Consider the following 16,205-nt stretch of genomic DNA (forward strand, 5'->3'; position numbering starts at 1 on the left):
GTATCCTTAGCTTTTAGTGCCGATATAACGGTAAAGGTTAAACGTTTTTTGTTGTAACAGTTGCCGTATTTCCTGTTGGAGAATTTGTTTGGAGATATCTTTCATACGCCTGTGCTGTATCAGTTGCCAGGCTTTTTCTGCCAGTAGCAGAACCTTTTTTTGTTGCTGATGGGAGATGATGGCATGATGTTTTTCAATGGCTTCAATAATTTCGTGTATGCCAGACTGTTGGGTAGCCACCGATTTGATCACCGGGATTTCCCAGTCGCCACGATGCTTACTATGCGCAAGCAGCCGCAAATTTTTCACAAAAGCATCTGCATTATCCCGGTCTGCTTTGTTCACAATAAAGATGTCTGCGATTTCCATTAACCCGGCTTTCATAGTCTGAATTTCGTCGCCGGCTTCCGGAACTACTACCACAACCGTTGTATCTGCTAGGCCGGCTATTTCCACTTCACTTTGGCCCACACCTACGGTTTCGATAAAGAGGTAGTCGAATGCGGCTGCTTTAATAAGGTCGCTTACTTCTATAATTTTAGGGCTTAATCCACCGAGGGCGCCTCTGCTGGCCATAGAGCGGATAAACACGCGCGGGTGATTGAAGTGTTGGCTCATCCTTATCCGGTCGCCCAACAGGGCGCCGAAGTTGAACGGGGAAGAAGGGTCCACTGCTATGATAGCCACGCTTTTATCCTGTTCCAGTAATTGAGTGATGAGCGCATTCACGAGTGTGCTTTTTCCCGCACCGGGAGGGCCGGTGATGCCTACCACTTTGGTATGGTCATTCACAGGTATTTGTTCCAGCAGCTGTTCATATCCTGTTGCTTCGTTTTCAACAAGGGAAATGCAACGGGCCAGTGATTTGATATTTCCGTTTAAGAGTCCGGGTATATACTGCTGGTACATTTTACTGTTTACAGAATTTAAAGAACAAAAATAAGCGGTATTCCCTGTTTACCCGATCAATGACCGGTAAATATCGAGGTATTGTTCCCCTATTTCCTCCCATCTGAAGCTGTCGGCATGCTTTTTAAGGGCAGCCATTGGTTGGGCGGCTTCATAATGGGCCATTCCTTTATTGAAAACATCCTGCATGTAAGCAGGGTCAAAATTTTCGAAGTAGTAGGCAAGGTCGCCGCCGATTTCCGGCAGGCTGGTTTTGTCCGAGAGGAATACCGGTTTCCCGTAGTGCATGGCCTCTATTACAGGAATGCCAAAGCCTTCTGCGATAGACGGAAAAACAAAAGCGGCGCAATTACTGAAATACCAGTATTTACTTTTCTCATCTATGGGGCCGATGATTTTAACCCGGTCCTGAACGCCATAGGCGGCTGCTTCCTGCAGGATTTGTTTTTGATAGGTAGTATTCGCGTTTCCGGCTATAATCAATTCATAATCAGTATCTTTCAGCAACCGCGGAATAACATGAAAATTTTTCTTGGGTAAGATGGTACCAATGGTAAAAAGAAACGGCCGGGAAGGGCGGTAAAGCGGATCATTAAATGATGGGAATGATTTTACATCACAGCCGTTATAAATGACGCTCAGCGGGGTATCTCCTATTTCAAGATGTTGCAGAACATCTTCTTTTACATAATTTGAAATAGTAATAAGATGATCGGCCTTATTGATCATCCGCTGCACTTTTGCCAGCTGGCCCGATATTTTATGTTTGTAATTAGGCTTGTATAAGAAATTGAGATCATGTATAGTTAATACCCGTTTGATATCGGGTGAAGCAGGGATATAATCGGATAACTGGTAGGTGGTATGCCAGAGCTGAATGTCTTTTGAATAGGGCATCCACAGTTTATGCCATGCCTTTTGTTTATAATGTGCCTGGTTTGAAAAAAGCGTTTCCTTATGGGAAGGCAGGTAGAAGTATAACTCCTCGGGAGGAGAGATCAGCTTTGTTAAAGTTTGGCCAAGTTCGCTGCAATAAGTATATAGACCGTTATTCGGATATTTCATTCTTTCACAGTCTATCACAAATCTTGGCATGTTAATCAGTTTGAATAATTGTCAGGTATATATTTATATATAACTAAATGCTTAAGCGAAGATATTACAACTTTTTACGAAAAAGCGATAATTATCTTTCGGCCTTTTCCAGATAAATTTATCTTCCTGGCGTATATTGGTCGTCAGTCCGATGGCGAATAATTAATACAGATGACGAATTTTATCTCCATATTTCCGCTTGGAATTGTAGTGTATCCGGGAGAGCAGTTAAATCTGCATGTTTTTGAGCCCCGGTACAAGCAATTAATTGCAGCCTGTTTGGCCGAGCAAAAGCCATTTGGTATTCCAGTTGTAATAAATAAAAAAATTATGGAATATGGAACACTCGTCCAAATAAAAAAGGTAGAAAAAATATATGAAAGCGGGGAAATGGACATAATTACCGTTGGAGACAGTGTTTTTCGCATTTTGGAGCATGTTTCCGAGATTCCGGAGAAACTGTATGCGGGCGCCATTGTAAATTACCCGGAGAATAATGAAGCGGGCAATAACCGGTTGCTGCAGGAGGTATTGCATGGCGTCCGGGAGTTGCATGCTATTCTCCAGATCCACAAATCGTTTAAGAAAGAAGACAGCCAGCTAAGTTCTTATGATCTGGCGCACCATGCGGGTTTGTCGCTCGATGAGGAATACGAAATGCTTCATCTTTTTTACGAAGCACAGCGACTGGAGTACCTGAAGCGTCATTTGCACAAGGTGATTCCGATGATGGCTGAGATGGAAAGGCTGAAAGAGCGGGTTTTATTGAACGGTCACTTCAGGAACTTATCTGCCGATAATTTATAATTTTTATGAAGATGCCCGTCTGACTTGATTTTCCGGGCATCAAGCCCGCAACTTTAACGTGCATTTAACAGGTGGTTTTTTGGATTTTTTTGCTTCCCGCCTTAAAAAATAGATATTTGCAGACCCATATTTTCACTGGAATAAGGGCTTAAACTCAATTCTGATACTAAATGCATTGGACAAAAGTCAGTATTCTTTGCCTGCTTGGAAGTTTTTTTCTGTTGGCAAATAAGGCTATCGCACAGGACAACTCACCATATTCCCGCTACGGATTAGGAGATCTGCATAATAACCAGAACACGGTAAACCGTGGAATGGGAGGCGTTTCTCAGGCTTATAGTGATCCACAATCAGTCAACTTTGTCAATCCGGCCAGCTATTCCAGCCTGCTGCTCACCACATTTGACGTGGGAGTGGAAGGCGGCGCCCGCTCTATTACACAACAGGGGGCAAAATTTAGTTCCGGATTCGGTACCCTCTCCTACTTACAACTGGGTATTCCGTTGATTACCAACAAATGGGGCTTGAACCTGGGGTTGCGCCCGGTAACAAGGGTTTCCTATAACATCCAGGAATCAGGTAACGGTACTTTCTTTGACACGCTGAGGATTCCGCTGACCAGCAAATACGAAGGCAGCGGCGGTCTTTACCAGCTATATGCCGGTACTGGTGTGCGTTTTGGTCACTTCAGCGTTGGGGTAAACCTGGGTTATCTTTTTGGTAACATTGAGAACAATACCCGCCTCACCTTTCCGGATCCTACCATGTATGCTTCCCACCGTATGTTCCGTACTACCTACAACAGCTTTTTTTATAAAGTGGGTGTACAGTACAGGGCTAAGCTGAAATCGGATATGGACCTGACCTTCGGCGCCTCCGGAAGTTTGAAGCAGAACATGAATGCCCGTCAGGAAACACTTAATGAAACCGTGCAGTTTGACGCATCTTCCAATAACTACGTTACACAGGATACCGTTAACTATACAAAAGGCGACAGGGGAACGGTGGTATTTCCGCAGGAGTTTGGCGCAGGTATCATGCTCCGTAAATTTGATAAATGGATGATCGGGGTAGACTTTAATTCCAGCCAGTGGGAGAATTATAAAAACTTCGGTAACAAAGATTCCCTGCAGAATTCCTGGAAGCTGGCTGTCGGTGGACAGTTTGTACCCAATGCAACTGCGCTGAGCGGTTACTGGAACCGGGTAGCCTATCGCCTGGGTGGTTACTACGGAAAAGACTACCTGCAGCTGGAAGGCGTGAATATGCCTACTTTGGGCTTCACAGTAGGTGCTGGTTTGCCTGTGCGCCGCATGCCCTACTCCAACCAGTACAGTATGATCAACCTGGCGTTTGAAGTAGCTCACCGCGGTAACAACGAAACCATACTGAAAGAAAATATTTACCGTATATCACTTGGCTTTACCCTGAGTGACAAATGGTTTATCAAACGTAAATACGAATAACTTTTTTGCACATATACATGCAGCGGAGATATAAGCTAAGTTTAAATACGGACTACGCTTATATCTCCGCTTCGTTTTAAAGGAAGCTGAAAGCGAATTCCTATCTTTGAAGTATTATCCATTCAAATGATTAAAAGAGCCATTTTATTTTTTATAATAGCCATTGCCGTTAGTAGCTGCGAAAACGATATTGATGCGGTGATGGAGCTGGATTCCAAAAAGGCAGCCACCGAAAACGGGCAGGATATTGTAATCATATTCAGCCAGGGCGGAAAGGTAAATGCAAAATTAACAGGACCCACTATGGAGCGTGGTTTGGATAAGCCAACCTATGTGGCCTTTAATAACGGGCTGAAAGTGTTTATGTATAATGATAGCCTGGGGCTGGAAAGTACATTATCGGCCAAGAAGGGAAAATTTATGGAAGATGACGGAGATGTATTCCTGTCAGATAGTGTGATTGTAATTAATAAGAAGGGAGAGCGGCTGGACACCAAAGAACTGAACTGGGATCCCAAGAGAAAGATCTTTTACTCTACAAAAGAGGTGTTTATTAAAACGCCTACCGACTCGTTGCATGGATGGGGACTGGAAGCTAACCAGGACTTCAGCGAAAAGAAAATATTAAAGGTTAGTGGTCCTATTACTGTACAGGACAGCACTGCTGCCCTTAACTGATATCACTAACGTAAATATATACACGAAAGAACCCCACCTCTGCAGGTGGGGTTCTTTCGCTTTAACCTATTTTTTAACCTAAAATTTGGGATAAAAAGTCAATAATTATGCCAGTTTGCCGGGTTTTGTGCATTGTTTGTTACCATTCATAACATTTGAATAAAATCATTGTTATGTAGTCATCTGATTACGTCAAACCTGTTTTAAACTTGCTAACAACAGCCGGGATGGCTATATTGGCCGAAAAAATTAGCGCATGGAAACTATCAACTGGCCCGATTTTGAAAAAGTAGAAATGAGAGTAGGCACTATCCTGGAAGTAAACGATTTTCCCAAAGCCCGTAATCCTTCTTATCAGTTAGTGATAGATTTTGGCCCGGAAACCGGCATCAGGAAATCATCTGCCCAGATTACCCGTCTTTACCGGAAAGAGGACCTGATTGGAAAGCAAATTGTGGCGGTGGTGAATTTTCCGCCAAAGCAAATCGCAAACTTTATGTCGGAATGCCTTGTTCTGGGTGCTGTGGGCGATAACAAGGAAATTGTGTTACTTCAGCCGGATATGAAAGTGATCAACGGGCAACGTATAGCTTAATTGGATTTATAAATAAACCCCGGAAATACCTTTGTATCTTATTATCACGCAGTAATAGATATTTAAATTGTCTAATTCTAAATTTTAATAATATTATTATTAAAATAATATAATAAGACGTTATCCATTATCATCAGTTTACGAACAATAATACATCGTTCACGGAAATGAAACCTATTACTAAAATCGGCAGTATATCTTTGTTCTAGGTTTTTCATAGGATATGGTTAAAATTATTACAAGGGCGGTATTCTTACCAGCCCTTTTTTTTGCTTTTTACCCACCAAACCCGGAAAAAGGGTAAAATAATTGTTTAAACACCTAATTAAGTTGATAATCAATTTATTGTGGGATTATACTCGTATACCAGCTTATCATGAAGTGTTTTTTGCCCTTATACGTTCACCTTCACTTTTGATACGTTTACCGGATAAAATATATCATTCACTAGAATGGCCATCGCAGTATGATAAAAATCGGCCACCTTTGGTATAGGTTTTTCAATAAAGATATGGTTAAAATTTTTCGGGGCTGTAGTCTTGCAGCCCTGTTTCTTTTTTCTGAAGTCCTATTTTTCCCTCTGCCTTTCTCTTTCTCCGGTTATTTTCCAAAACGTATTAACAACACTGCGGCTTGACAAACAGATACAAGCATATATCTGTGCGTCAAGCCGCAGCTGTTTTTATAGTGTTGTACTTACTTGCTGAACAGTGCAGGATAAGGTTTATCCAGTAGGTTATTATAGATAAAGCGGTAGGATTCACCGGAAGAATGCACACTTTTTAAGCCTCCCCATCCGTGACGTTCGCCGGGATACAGCATAAATTCAAAGTGTTTATTAAGGTTTTCCAGTTTATCGATCAGCTGGATGCAATTCTGCATGTGCACGTTATCGTCCATTGTACCATGTACAATACGGATCAGTCCTTTATATTTATCGGCATAGGTCATTACTGAAGTGGCCTTGTAGCCTTCGGGGTTCTCTGCCGGGGTATCCATATAGCGTTCTGTATAGTGGCTGTCGTACAGTTGCCAGTCGGTTACCGCGTAGTTAGCCATACCATAGTTAAATACATCTGCACCATAGGTGAGGGCCATGCATGTCATATAACCGCCGAAACTGCCGCCGGTCATGCATATTTTGCTACTATCGGCCCAGGGTTGGGAACGGAGCCATATAGCGGCATCCATATAGTCCTCTATTTCATGCTTTCCCAGCTGGCGGTGAATATAGTTCATGCCCATTTTGCCGAGCTGTCCGCTGCTGCGGTTATCGATCGCCACCTGGATGACGCCTTCCTGCGCCCACCACTGCTGTACATTGCCATATTTCCAGGTATCATATACGGTACCGGCGTTAGGGCCGCCATAAATGCTGATCAGAACCGGGTATTTCTTACCAGGTTCCATATGCAGCGGCATGGTAATAGTGAGTGGAAGTTCCAGTCCGTCGCGGGTTTTGTATGTTTTCAGCGTTGTTTGGGCGAGGTTGAAATCGTTAAAGTTTTCTCCTTTGCTATCGCCAAGTTCCCGTACCAGTTTACCATTATTGTCCAGCAGGGCCATTTTAGAGGGCGTTTGCAGGTTGGAATAGGTAGTAATAAAGTATTTACCTCCAGGCGCCAGTTTGATTACATTATTGTAGTTACCGTTGGTTAAGCGGGTAAGTGCACCGGTTTTCATGCTCACCTTATACAGGTCGAAACGGGTAGACGCTTCTTTACGGGCGGTGAAGTAAACCAGTTGATTCTTATCATCTATCTGCAGTACCTCTTTCACCGTCCAGTTGCCGGAGGTCAGTTGTTTTTTCAGGGAGCCATCCATATTATGGAGGTAGAGGTGCGACCAGCCGGTTTTATCGCTTTGCAGCAGGAATCCGTGGTTGTTTTGTACAAAAGGAACGGCATCGAACCAGTCGATCCAGGTTTTTTGTTTTTCGTCATAGATTTCCTTTTTGGCGCCGCTTTGCGGGTTGATGCTGTATATTTTCAGGTTGTCCTGTCCGCGGTTCATCCATTGCATCCACAGTTGCTGGCTATCGTCGGTCCAGAAGGGCGTACCAAAATACTGGTCGTCGTTTTCGTTGAAATCGGCCCAAACGGTGGCGCCGCCGGTAACGGGTACCACGCCTACTTTCACTGCGGGGTTGGGATCGCCGGCTTTAGGATAGCGGGTGTTTTCCAGGTATCCGTGCTGGCCTTTTTCGCTATAGATAGGGAATACGGGCACTTTGGTATCGTCAAAGTGCATGTAGGCAATCTGCCTGCTGTTGGGACTCCACCAGAAAGCGCGGTAATGCGTGGGCCGGCCCAGGATTTCTTCATAATATACCCAGGATGCCCAACCATTATATATTACATCGGAACCATCGGTAGTATAGCGGGTTTCTTTTTTGGTAGCCACTTCCACGCTATAGAGGTCATTGTTGCGGGTAAATGCCACATATTTTCCATCCGGCGAAAGTGTTGGATTTTTCTCTTCTGCGTCGTCGTTGGTCAGCCGCACAGTGTTACCATCAGCTGCTTTATAGAACACATCTTTTTCGCGTACTTCTACACTGGGCCCGTCTACCGGTGCCGTGTAAATGGTGGCTTTGCCGGTGCGGGCATCTACAGACCATGCCTGCATGCGGCCATTAGCCGCATCGGGGCGCATTTCCAGGTAATGTTCTCCATCAGCCCAATCGCGGATGGCTGGTAATGGCTTGGTGATATGGGTTGCTTTGCCTTTAAAAGCCTGTTCATAGGTAAGGTCCTGCTTTTGCTGGGCCTTTAAACAGGGGGCAGTCAGCAGCAGTAAGCCTATACTGCTGATAGTGATTGGTTTTAACCATTGTTCGCTTCTCATCATTTGTAAGATATCAGGTGGTTGTTTTGTTGTCGTTAGCGGACGAAAATAAGCATAACTGAAAAATAGCGGTCACAATTTACACAAACGGGCAGCATCCGCAAACCGGCAACAGGTCAAATACGACCAGATATGAAAGATTTCCCCGCGACGGTTAATTGGGGCTGTATATGGCAGTGGAAGCGGTTATCTTTAGCCTGGTTTTCATAGGATATGGTCAAAAAATAAGAGGGCTGTAGTCTTACAGCCCTTTTTACTATTTTTGCACTCCATTAGTGCAATTAAATTACTACATGACACAATTATCTGAGCAAGAGATTATACGCCGGGAAAAATTACAGGAACTGCATAACCTAGGTATAGACGCCTACCCTGCAGCTGAATACCCGGTTAATGATACTTCCGTAAACATAAAAGCCAATTATTCGGAAGAAACAAAGGAACAATTCCAGGAAGTATGCCTGGCAGGCCGTATTATGAGCGTTCGTGATATGGGTAAGGCGGCATTTGCCGTTATCCAGGACGGCGTAGGCCGCATCCAGGTATATATCCGCCGGGACGATATCTGCCCCGGGGAAGATAAATCCATGTACGATATCGTATTTAAGAAACTGCTGGATATCAGCGACTTTATAGGTGTAAAAGGCTACGCCTTTATCACCAAAACCGGTGAAACCTCCATCCATGCAAAGGAAATCACCATTCTTTCCAAATCACTGCGTCCCCTGCCGGTAGTAAAGGCTAAAGAAGGGGAAGTATTTGATGAGGTAACCGATCCGGAATTCAAATACCGTCAGCGTTACGTGGACCTGGTGATTAACCCCGAAGTAAAAGAAGTGTTCATCAAGCGTACCCGGATGATCCAAACGATCCGCGACTTCTATAATAACCTGGGTTACCTGGAAGTAGAAACGCCTATCCTGCAGCCTATCCCCGGCGGCGCTACTGCCCGTCCGTTTGTTACGCACCACAATGCGCTGGATATGCCCCTTTATCTTCGTATAGCCAATGAGTTATACCTGAAACGCCTCATTGTAGGCGGTTTTGAAGGGGTGTACGAGTTTGCAAAAGATTTCCGCAACGAAGGAATGGACCGCACCCATAACCCGGAATTTACCGTAATGGAAATGTACGCGGCCTATAAGGACTACGAGTGGATGATGCGCACCACAGAATCACTGCTGGAGAAAATTGCCCTTACTTTACATGGCACCACCATTGTACAGGTAGGCGATAAAACCATTGATTTTAAAGCGCCATTCCGCCGGGTATCCATGTATGAAGCCATACAGGAACATACCGGTTTCGATATTGCCGCTATGGATGAAGCACAGCTGCGCGATGTATGCAAACAGCTGGGTATCCACGTGGACGCCAAGTTCGGCAAAGCCAAACTGATAGATGAGATCTTTGGTGAAAAATGCGAAGGCTATTATATCCAGCCTACTTTCATTACCGATTACCCGGTAGAAATGAGCCCGCTCACCAAGAAGCACCGCAGTAAAGCCGGTTTGGTAGAACGTTTTGAGCTGATAGTAAACGGTAAGGAAATTGCCAATGCCTACAGTGAGCTGAATGATCCTATTGATCAGCGCGAACGTTTTGAAGAACAGGTGAAACTGATGGAACGCGGCGATGATGAAGCCATGTACATCGACTACGACTTCTTACGCGCCCTGGAATATGGTATGCCGCCTACCTCCGGTATCGGTATCGGTATCGACCGCTTAACCATGTTGATGACCAACCAGCCATCTATCCAGGATGTACTCTTCTTCCCGCAGATGAAGCCGGAACAACAGAAATAAAATCATCTTAATAAAAATAAAAAGGCGGATGGCTACGGTCATCCGCCTTTTTATTTTATACAATATAAATGTGGCATTAAATTTTCATGAAGCGTTCATATACCAATGCACATCGTTAACTTTAAGTAGTGCTTATTAGTATCTTAAAATTAGCCCATATGAAAACAATTTTAGTACCTACTGATTTTTCTGATACCGCTTATAATGCCGCTACCTACGCTATTGCCCTGGGAAACAGTTTAGGGGCTACCCGCATTGTATTGTACCACGCATATGAGCTGATTGTACCTATCCCCGATGTGCCTACCATGATTCCAATGGTAAATCCGGATGATCTGAGAGATGCCAGCCTTGAAGGTCTGGAGAAGATGAAAGCAGAGCTGACACCCCTCATCCTGGCAGGCACCACGCTGCTGACCCGTGCAGACAACACTTTGCTGGCCGCCACTATTGAGGAGGTGTGTAAGAATGAAGAAGTGAACCTGATTGTAATGGGCATTACCGGTGGCAGTAAACTGGAAGAAGTGCTGGTTGGTTCCAATACGATTGATGTAGTAAAAAATACGAGCTACCCGGTGCTGATCGTCCCTGGGGCTGCAAAATATAAACCCATAGAAAAGATTGTTTTTGCAGCGGATCTGCGGAAGGTGGCGGAAACTACACCGATAGAACCACTAAAGAAGCTACTACATATTTTTAATGCGGAACTGCATGTAATCAATATAGATCATGAAAGCAGGCATTTCAGCACAGATACACCTTTTGAAACACTGATGCTGGATACCCTGCTGGAAGATTTTCACCCGGAGTATCATTTCATTGATAATCCCAATGTAGTAGCGGGAATTGTGGAATTTGCCGAAGAGAATAAGGCGGATCTCATTCTTACAATTCCTAAAAAACACGGATTATTTGAAAGTATCTTCAAGCGCAGCCGTACTTCAAAACTGGCGTATCAGACTCATATACCACTGTTGACTTTACACGAATAATTTATACTTTTGAAAGATATTAATATTTATAATAACACTATGCTTAAACGTTCATTATTGGTACTGCTGGGCTTCTTTAGTCTGCAGGCAACCCAGGCCCAATTCCTGAAGAAGCTGGGTAAACAGCTGGAAACCGCCACCAACAAGAGTAGCAGCACAAGTACCAGTAGTGGTACTTCCCTCGCTGGGTTAACTGAATCTGATGCAGGTTCCGGTATTAAGGAAGCTTTGGCTAAAGGGGTGGCTGCCGGTATTGCAAAGCTGAATAAAAAAGATGGTTTCTTTGGAAGTGATGTATATAAGCTGTTACTGCCGGAAGATGCGGTGAAAATTGGTAACACCTTACGGGCAATTGGTTTGGGTAGCCAGGTAGATAAGGCCATTCTGCAAATTAACCGTTCTGCCGAAAAAGCAGTGGGTTATGCCGCTCCTATCTTCGTAGGCGCCATCAAACAAATGACCCTCACCGACGCGGTGAACCTGGTGAAAGGAGGAAACACATCTGCCACCGATTTCTTTAAAAGCAAAACAACGGATTCGCTGAAAACCGCTTTCATGCCGGTGATCAAGAAATCGCTCGACAGCACCAGCGCTACCCGTTATTATGCGGATATCGTGAATAACTACAACAAGCTGCCTACCACCTTCAATAAAGTAAACCCTGATTTACAGGACTACGTAACCACGATGGCTGTAAATGCTTTATTTGACCAGATAGCTAAAGAGGAACTGGCCATCCGTGCCAATCCTGCAGCCAGAACTACCGACCTGCTGAAGAAGGTATTTGGTGCAAAATAATATGACTGATAAAAAAGGAAAGGGGCAGAGATCATGATCTCCGCCCCTTTCCTTTTTTATTTTGTAGCTTAATAGCTGCCGGCCAGTAATACCTGCCATGCTGCGGCTACTTTTCCTTCGTCCAGCAATTTTTTTGCATAGTAGTGCAGTTCTTTTTCCATTTCATCCGGTGTTACGCTGTAATACTGGATAATATTTTTGAGATGATCATCATTAAAGGTGGCATCCACAAAAGGAACCTCATGAACATTGCCCAGTTGCCCCAGGTTATTACCGGTAAGGATACGGCTATTCCGGATAGCCAACGGTAACGCATCTACGCCGATACCCATTTTGGTATTGGGTTTGGCCACCTCAAATACGGCATCGCCGGAGGCACGGCAATAGTAGTCGCCGCCCATACGGGCTACCAGGTCTATTTTATGCGGGTCTATTTTACCGTTGATATCCAGTATGTTTTCACTGATGTGCAGCATTACCGGTTCGCAGATCACCAGGTTGCCGGCGCCGCCGCTCTGTCCCGTTTCAATGATCTCTCTTACAATACACTCCATTTGTACCGGGCTTTCTTTTACCCGGAACGGCTGTACTTTTTCAGATTTCAACGGGGTGAAGCCGGCCTTTTCAAATTCGTTTACACCGGCGGGATATTCGCAACTCGACAAAGATGCCTGCTGCACCATATCATAGCTTACCATGTTGATCACCACTTCTTTGGTGGCGTATACATTTTCCAGTGTATGCTTTACCGTATTATCGCGTACGCGGCGCGACGGCGAAAAGATCAATGTCGGAGGATTGGAGCCAAATACATTAAAGAAACTGAAAGGCGACAGGTTTGGCTGGCCATCCGCATCAATTGTACTGGCAAAGCAAATAGGGCGGGGTGATACTGCACCCAGGAGGTAAGCATGCAGCTCACTTGTTTTTACCTGTGATGGATCTATCTGCATGGTTATGCTTTTTTCTTAAGGGCCAGCAGGGAGAAGTCTGTATCTTCTTTTACAATAGTATTGGATAAGGTACCTAAGCCGGTAACTTCCATCTCCACTATATCGCCGGGTTGCAGCCATTGTTCGGTGTAGTCCGGATCATTCAGTTTGCCGGTGCCGTTCAGTTCCAGGAAGCAGCCGGTGCCCACGGTGCCGCTGCCAATAATATCGCCGGGCAGGATGTTTACGCCATAGGCGCAACGTTCCACAATTTCAGCAAAGGTCCAGTCCATATCGCCCATATTGCCTTCGCTTACAGGGATGCCATTTACTTTGCAGGTCATTTTCAGGCTGAAGTTATTGCCGGTATGTCCGTCTTTCGCAGGTACTTTCAGTGGTTCCAGTTCGTCGGCAGTAACCAGCATGGGGCCTACAACGGTGCTGAAATCCTTGCCTTTGGCGGGGCCCAGGTTAAGCAGCATTTCTTCCATCTGGAGGGTGCGTGCGCTCATGTCGTTCATGATCATGTATCCGCCGATATAATCATCTGCTTCTGCGGCGGTGATGTTACGGCCTGCCTTACAGATGACGATGGCTACTTCCAGTTCAAAATCCAGTTTTTCGAAATGGTCGGGCATACACACAATTTCGCCGGGGCCCTGGATAGCATTATGATTGGTAAAATAGAAGATCGGGTATTGGTCAAACTCCGGGATCATGGGCACTTTGCGGTTGCGGCGTGCCGCGGCTACGTGCTGCCGGAAAGCATATCCATCCCTGCAGGAAGTGGGGAAAGGTACGGGCGACAGCAACTGTACGCTGTTTACGGGGATACCGATTGCGGAGCTGAGGTTTTTACCTTCTTTCAGCAGGGCGTCCGCACGTTTGGCGATGTCTATCACATCTTCCCACATCATCAGGAACATGCCCATATTATTGGGCAGATCCGGGTGCAGTTCCTGCGTATTGTATAACAGCCCATCTACCAGGATGGCCAGTTGATCTGTTTCTTCTCTTAAATAGCTTACTAGTTTCATGGTTTGGTAATTGTTCTGGTTGTATGAAGGATCAAATATAAGAATGGTGGTTAAAAGCGTTGGCTATTTTTTTGTGTGCTGCCGGCGAATTACTTTATATTTATAAACAGAACCACCAATATGCGTTGCTGTTTGCTGCTACTCCTGATGTATGGCCAAATATTCGTTGTGCAGGCACAACCCCGCACAGATACACTGCTGAAAAACCTGCTGGAACGCGAGGCGCCTCCGGCTCTCCGGCATGTACTGCAATATCCTGATTCGTTCCGTTGCCAGCTTATTTATACGCAAATTGACCGGGATGCCCATAACAGACCTCATTTTAAGAGCTATTACCTGGAAGTGGATGGCAATAAATACTTCAATCCCGCCAGTACAGTGAAGCTGCCTATTGCTTTGCTGGCGCTGGAAAAAATGCATGAATTGCGGGTACCCGGCCTTCACAGGAATACGCCTATGTTTACAGATAGCGCCTGGCAGGGGCAGGTGACCGTGCACACAGATAGTTCTGCCAGTAATTTGTTGCCATCGGTGGAGCACTATATCAAAAAAATATTCCTTGTCAGTGATAACGATGCCTATAACCGGTTGTATGAATTTGTAGGCCAGCAAACCATTCACGAAAAGTTATGGGAAAAAGGGTATAAAGATGTACGCATTGTACGCCGGTTTATGCCGCTTACGGAAGAAGAAAACCGCCACACCAACTCCGTGCGTTTTGTGGATGACGGGAAGCTGGTATACGAACAGCCGGCTGCTTACGATACCCTGGCCTTTGATTACAGCCGGGAGGTAACATTGGGGCAAGGTTACCTGGATAAAGATGACAAGCTGGTATTTAAGCCGATGGACTTTACCAAACATAACAACCTGCCGCTTACAGATTTACAACAAATGCTGCAGTCGGTGTTATTTCCTGCCAGTGTACCGGCATCACAGCGGTTTGATATTTCGGAAGATGATTACCGTTTTTTATACCGTTATATGTCGCAATATCCGTCTGAAACTTTGTGGCCGAAGTATGACACAGCTGAGTATTACGACAGTTTCACAAAATTCTTTTTTTTCAAAGCCGGTAAAAAGAACATTCCGCCGTACATACGTGTATTTAATAAAGCTGGCTGGTCTTACGGTTTCCTTACTGATGTGGCCTATATCGTTGATTTTAAGAACCAGGTGGAGTTTATGCTTACGGGCAATATTTATGTAAACAGGGATGGTATTTTGAATGATGATAAATATGAATATGAGGAGAATGGACACCCCTTTTTTAAAGAAGTGGGGGAAATAATTTACAGGTATGAATTACAGCGCAGGCGGAAACATAAACCTGACCTGCATAATTTCAGGATAAATTATAAAGATTAACAGAGGGGATAAATATTATTTATAGCCTTATAGAGTAGTATAGTGAGCGAAGTAATGCATGAACGTTGTATTTTTGCGTTCGATAGTGACAGCCATCTTCAAAATGCGCATCATTTTTGAGACGGCTGCCAGGGTAGATAAGGAAGGTTTTATTCATATCCCGTAACTGCACTCTAAAATTTGGGAGTTATGAAGTTTGAAAAGATTAAGAACAAAGGACAGGCAAGATTATTTGAAAGCCAGTATCTGGAGATGCTTACCAAAACGCATCCATTGGTGATCTGGGGACTATATTTGCCCATTATTGGCTACATGCTTTACTATAGCCACAATACCCTCGGCTTTACACCCGGTTCAGTAGCAGGTATATTCGTTGGGGCCATGTTATTCTGGTCGTTTTTTGAGTATATCATGCACCGGTTTTTGTTTCATTTTGCGAGCGATAGCCCCAGGGTGCAACGTTTCATTTATGTAATGCATGGTAACCACCATGAGTACCCGAGAGACAAGCAGCGTTTATTTATGCCTCCGGTGCCAAGCCTGATACTCGCGTCCGCCATTTTTGGTGTGCAATATATCTTCCTGCGTGAAATCACGTTTATGTTTTTCCCCGGCTTTATCCTGGGGTACCTGATCTATGGCAGTATGCACTACGCCATTCATGCGTGGAACCCGCCCTTACGGTTTATGAAGCCGCTGTGGCGTAACCATCACCTCCATCATTATAAAAGTGAGGACAAAGGTTTTGGGGTAAGTTCTTCCGTATGGGATCATGTATTCGGAACTTTCTTTGACCTGGAAAAGGAAAAGGAGGACAAGGAAAAAGTGAAGGAACTGACATTTTAAAATTAAACAAGAAGGGGTGATGCTTAG

Annotated in this window: 13 protein-coding genes and 1 pseudogene; 9 read left to right on the forward strand and 5 right to left on the reverse strand. The window is 44.7% G+C overall.

All coding sequences use genetic code 11. The features are described 5' to 3' along the window. Positions 1 to 6: 6 nt before the first annotated feature. Positions 7 to 909 (reverse strand): methylmalonyl Co-A mutase-associated GTPase MeaB, encoded by a 903-nt coding sequence (meaB, locus tag ACMXI2_RS29480; RefSeq protein WP_483779444.1) that lies wholly within the window; start codon positions 907 to 909, stop codon positions 7 to 9. A gap of 48 nt (positions 910 to 957) precedes the next feature. Beyond that, the gene (locus ACMXI2_RS29485; protein ID WP_483779445.1) at positions 958 to 2,004 is read right to left on the reverse strand and encodes a glycosyltransferase family 4 protein; all 1,047 of its coding nucleotides are present in this window, start codon (positions 2,002 to 2,004) and stop codon (positions 958 to 960) included. Between the two features lie 171 nt (positions 2,005 to 2,175). On the opposite strand from ACMXI2_RS29485, the gene ACMXI2_RS29490 reads away from it, so the two are divergent. The 4 genes from ACMXI2_RS29490 (at position 2,176) to ACMXI2_RS29505 (ending at position 5,550) form a co-directional block, all read left to right on the forward strand. Continuing rightward, positions 2,176 to 2,811 carry an LON peptidase substrate-binding domain-containing protein gene (locus tag ACMXI2_RS29490; RefSeq protein WP_079471736.1) on the forward strand — a complete coding sequence of 212 codons (636 nt, stop codon included), beginning with the start codon at positions 2,176 to 2,178 and terminating at the stop codon, positions 2,809 to 2,811. 170 nt (positions 2,812 to 2,981) lie between these two features. After that, positions 2,982 to 4,277, forward strand: a complete 1,296-nt coding sequence (gene bamG, locus ACMXI2_RS29495; RefSeq protein WP_483779446.1) for a BamG family beta-barrel-assembly machinery protein — start codon at positions 2,982 to 2,984, stop codon at positions 4,275 to 4,277. 126 nt (positions 4,278 to 4,403) lie between these two features. Next, entirely contained in the window at positions 4,404 to 4,955 is a 552-nt protein-coding gene (gene lptC, locus ACMXI2_RS29500; RefSeq protein WP_483779447.1) for an LPS export ABC transporter periplasmic protein LptC, read from the forward strand. 256 nt (positions 4,956 to 5,211) lie between these two features. Then, entirely contained in the window at positions 5,212 to 5,550 is a 339-nt protein-coding gene (locus ACMXI2_RS29505; RefSeq protein ID WP_483779448.1) for a tRNA-binding protein, read from the forward strand. Between the two features lie 696 nt (positions 5,551 to 6,246). Here ACMXI2_RS29505 and ACMXI2_RS29510 read toward each other — a convergent pair. Further along, on the reverse strand, positions 6,247 to 8,400 hold the full coding sequence (locus ACMXI2_RS29510) for a S9 family peptidase (protein ID WP_483779449.1): 2,154 nt from the start codon (positions 8,398 to 8,400) through the stop codon (positions 6,247 to 6,249). 290 nt (positions 8,401 to 8,690) lie between these two features. Between ACMXI2_RS29510 and lysS the strand changes: the two genes are divergently transcribed. From lysS to ACMXI2_RS29525, 3 genes are all read left to right on the forward strand, one after another. Beyond that, entirely contained in the window at positions 8,691 to 10,205 is a 1,515-nt protein-coding gene (gene lysS / locus ACMXI2_RS29515; RefSeq protein WP_483779450.1) for a lysine--tRNA ligase, read from the forward strand. A gap of 158 nt (positions 10,206 to 10,363) precedes the next feature. After that, positions 10,364 to 11,197, forward strand: a complete 834-nt coding sequence (locus ACMXI2_RS29520; RefSeq protein WP_483779451.1) for a universal stress protein — start codon at positions 10,364 to 10,366, stop codon at positions 11,195 to 11,197. A 39-nt stretch (positions 11,198 to 11,236) separates the two neighbouring features. Beyond that, a complete protein-coding gene (locus ACMXI2_RS29525) occupies positions 11,237 to 11,995 on the forward strand; it encodes a DUF4197 domain-containing protein (protein ID WP_483779452.1) in 759 nt (252 codons plus the stop codon). 515 nt (positions 11,996 to 12,510) lie between these two features. Here the strand turns inward: ACMXI2_RS29525 and ACMXI2_RS29530 are convergent. Both ACMXI2_RS29530 and ACMXI2_RS29535 read right to left on the reverse strand, forming a co-directional pair. After that, positions 12,511 to 12,948, reverse strand: a pseudogene (locus tag ACMXI2_RS29530) (flavin reductase family protein); the annotation flags it as partial. Between the two features lie 2 nt (positions 12,949 to 12,950). Next, complete coding sequence (locus ACMXI2_RS29535; RefSeq protein WP_483779453.1) at positions 12,951 to 13,964, reverse strand: fumarylacetoacetate hydrolase family protein; 1,014 nt, start codon at positions 13,962 to 13,964, stop codon at positions 12,951 to 12,953. A 120-nt stretch (positions 13,965 to 14,084) separates the two neighbouring features. Between ACMXI2_RS29535 and ACMXI2_RS29540 the strand changes: the two genes are divergently transcribed. Both ACMXI2_RS29540 and ACMXI2_RS29545 read left to right on the forward strand, forming a co-directional pair. After that, complete coding sequence (locus tag ACMXI2_RS29540) at positions 14,085 to 15,332, forward strand: serine hydrolase (RefSeq protein ID WP_483779454.1); 1,248 nt, start codon at positions 14,085 to 14,087, stop codon at positions 15,330 to 15,332. Positions 15,333 to 15,521: 189 nt separating this feature from the next. Next, on the forward strand, positions 15,522 to 16,178 hold the full coding sequence (locus ACMXI2_RS29545; protein WP_079471745.1) for a sterol desaturase family protein: 657 nt from the start codon (positions 15,522 to 15,524) through the stop codon (positions 16,176 to 16,178). The last annotated feature ends 27 nt before the right edge of the window (positions 16,179 to 16,205 follow it).

The organism is Chitinophaga sp. G7 BAM 1005 (assembly GCF_057126945.1).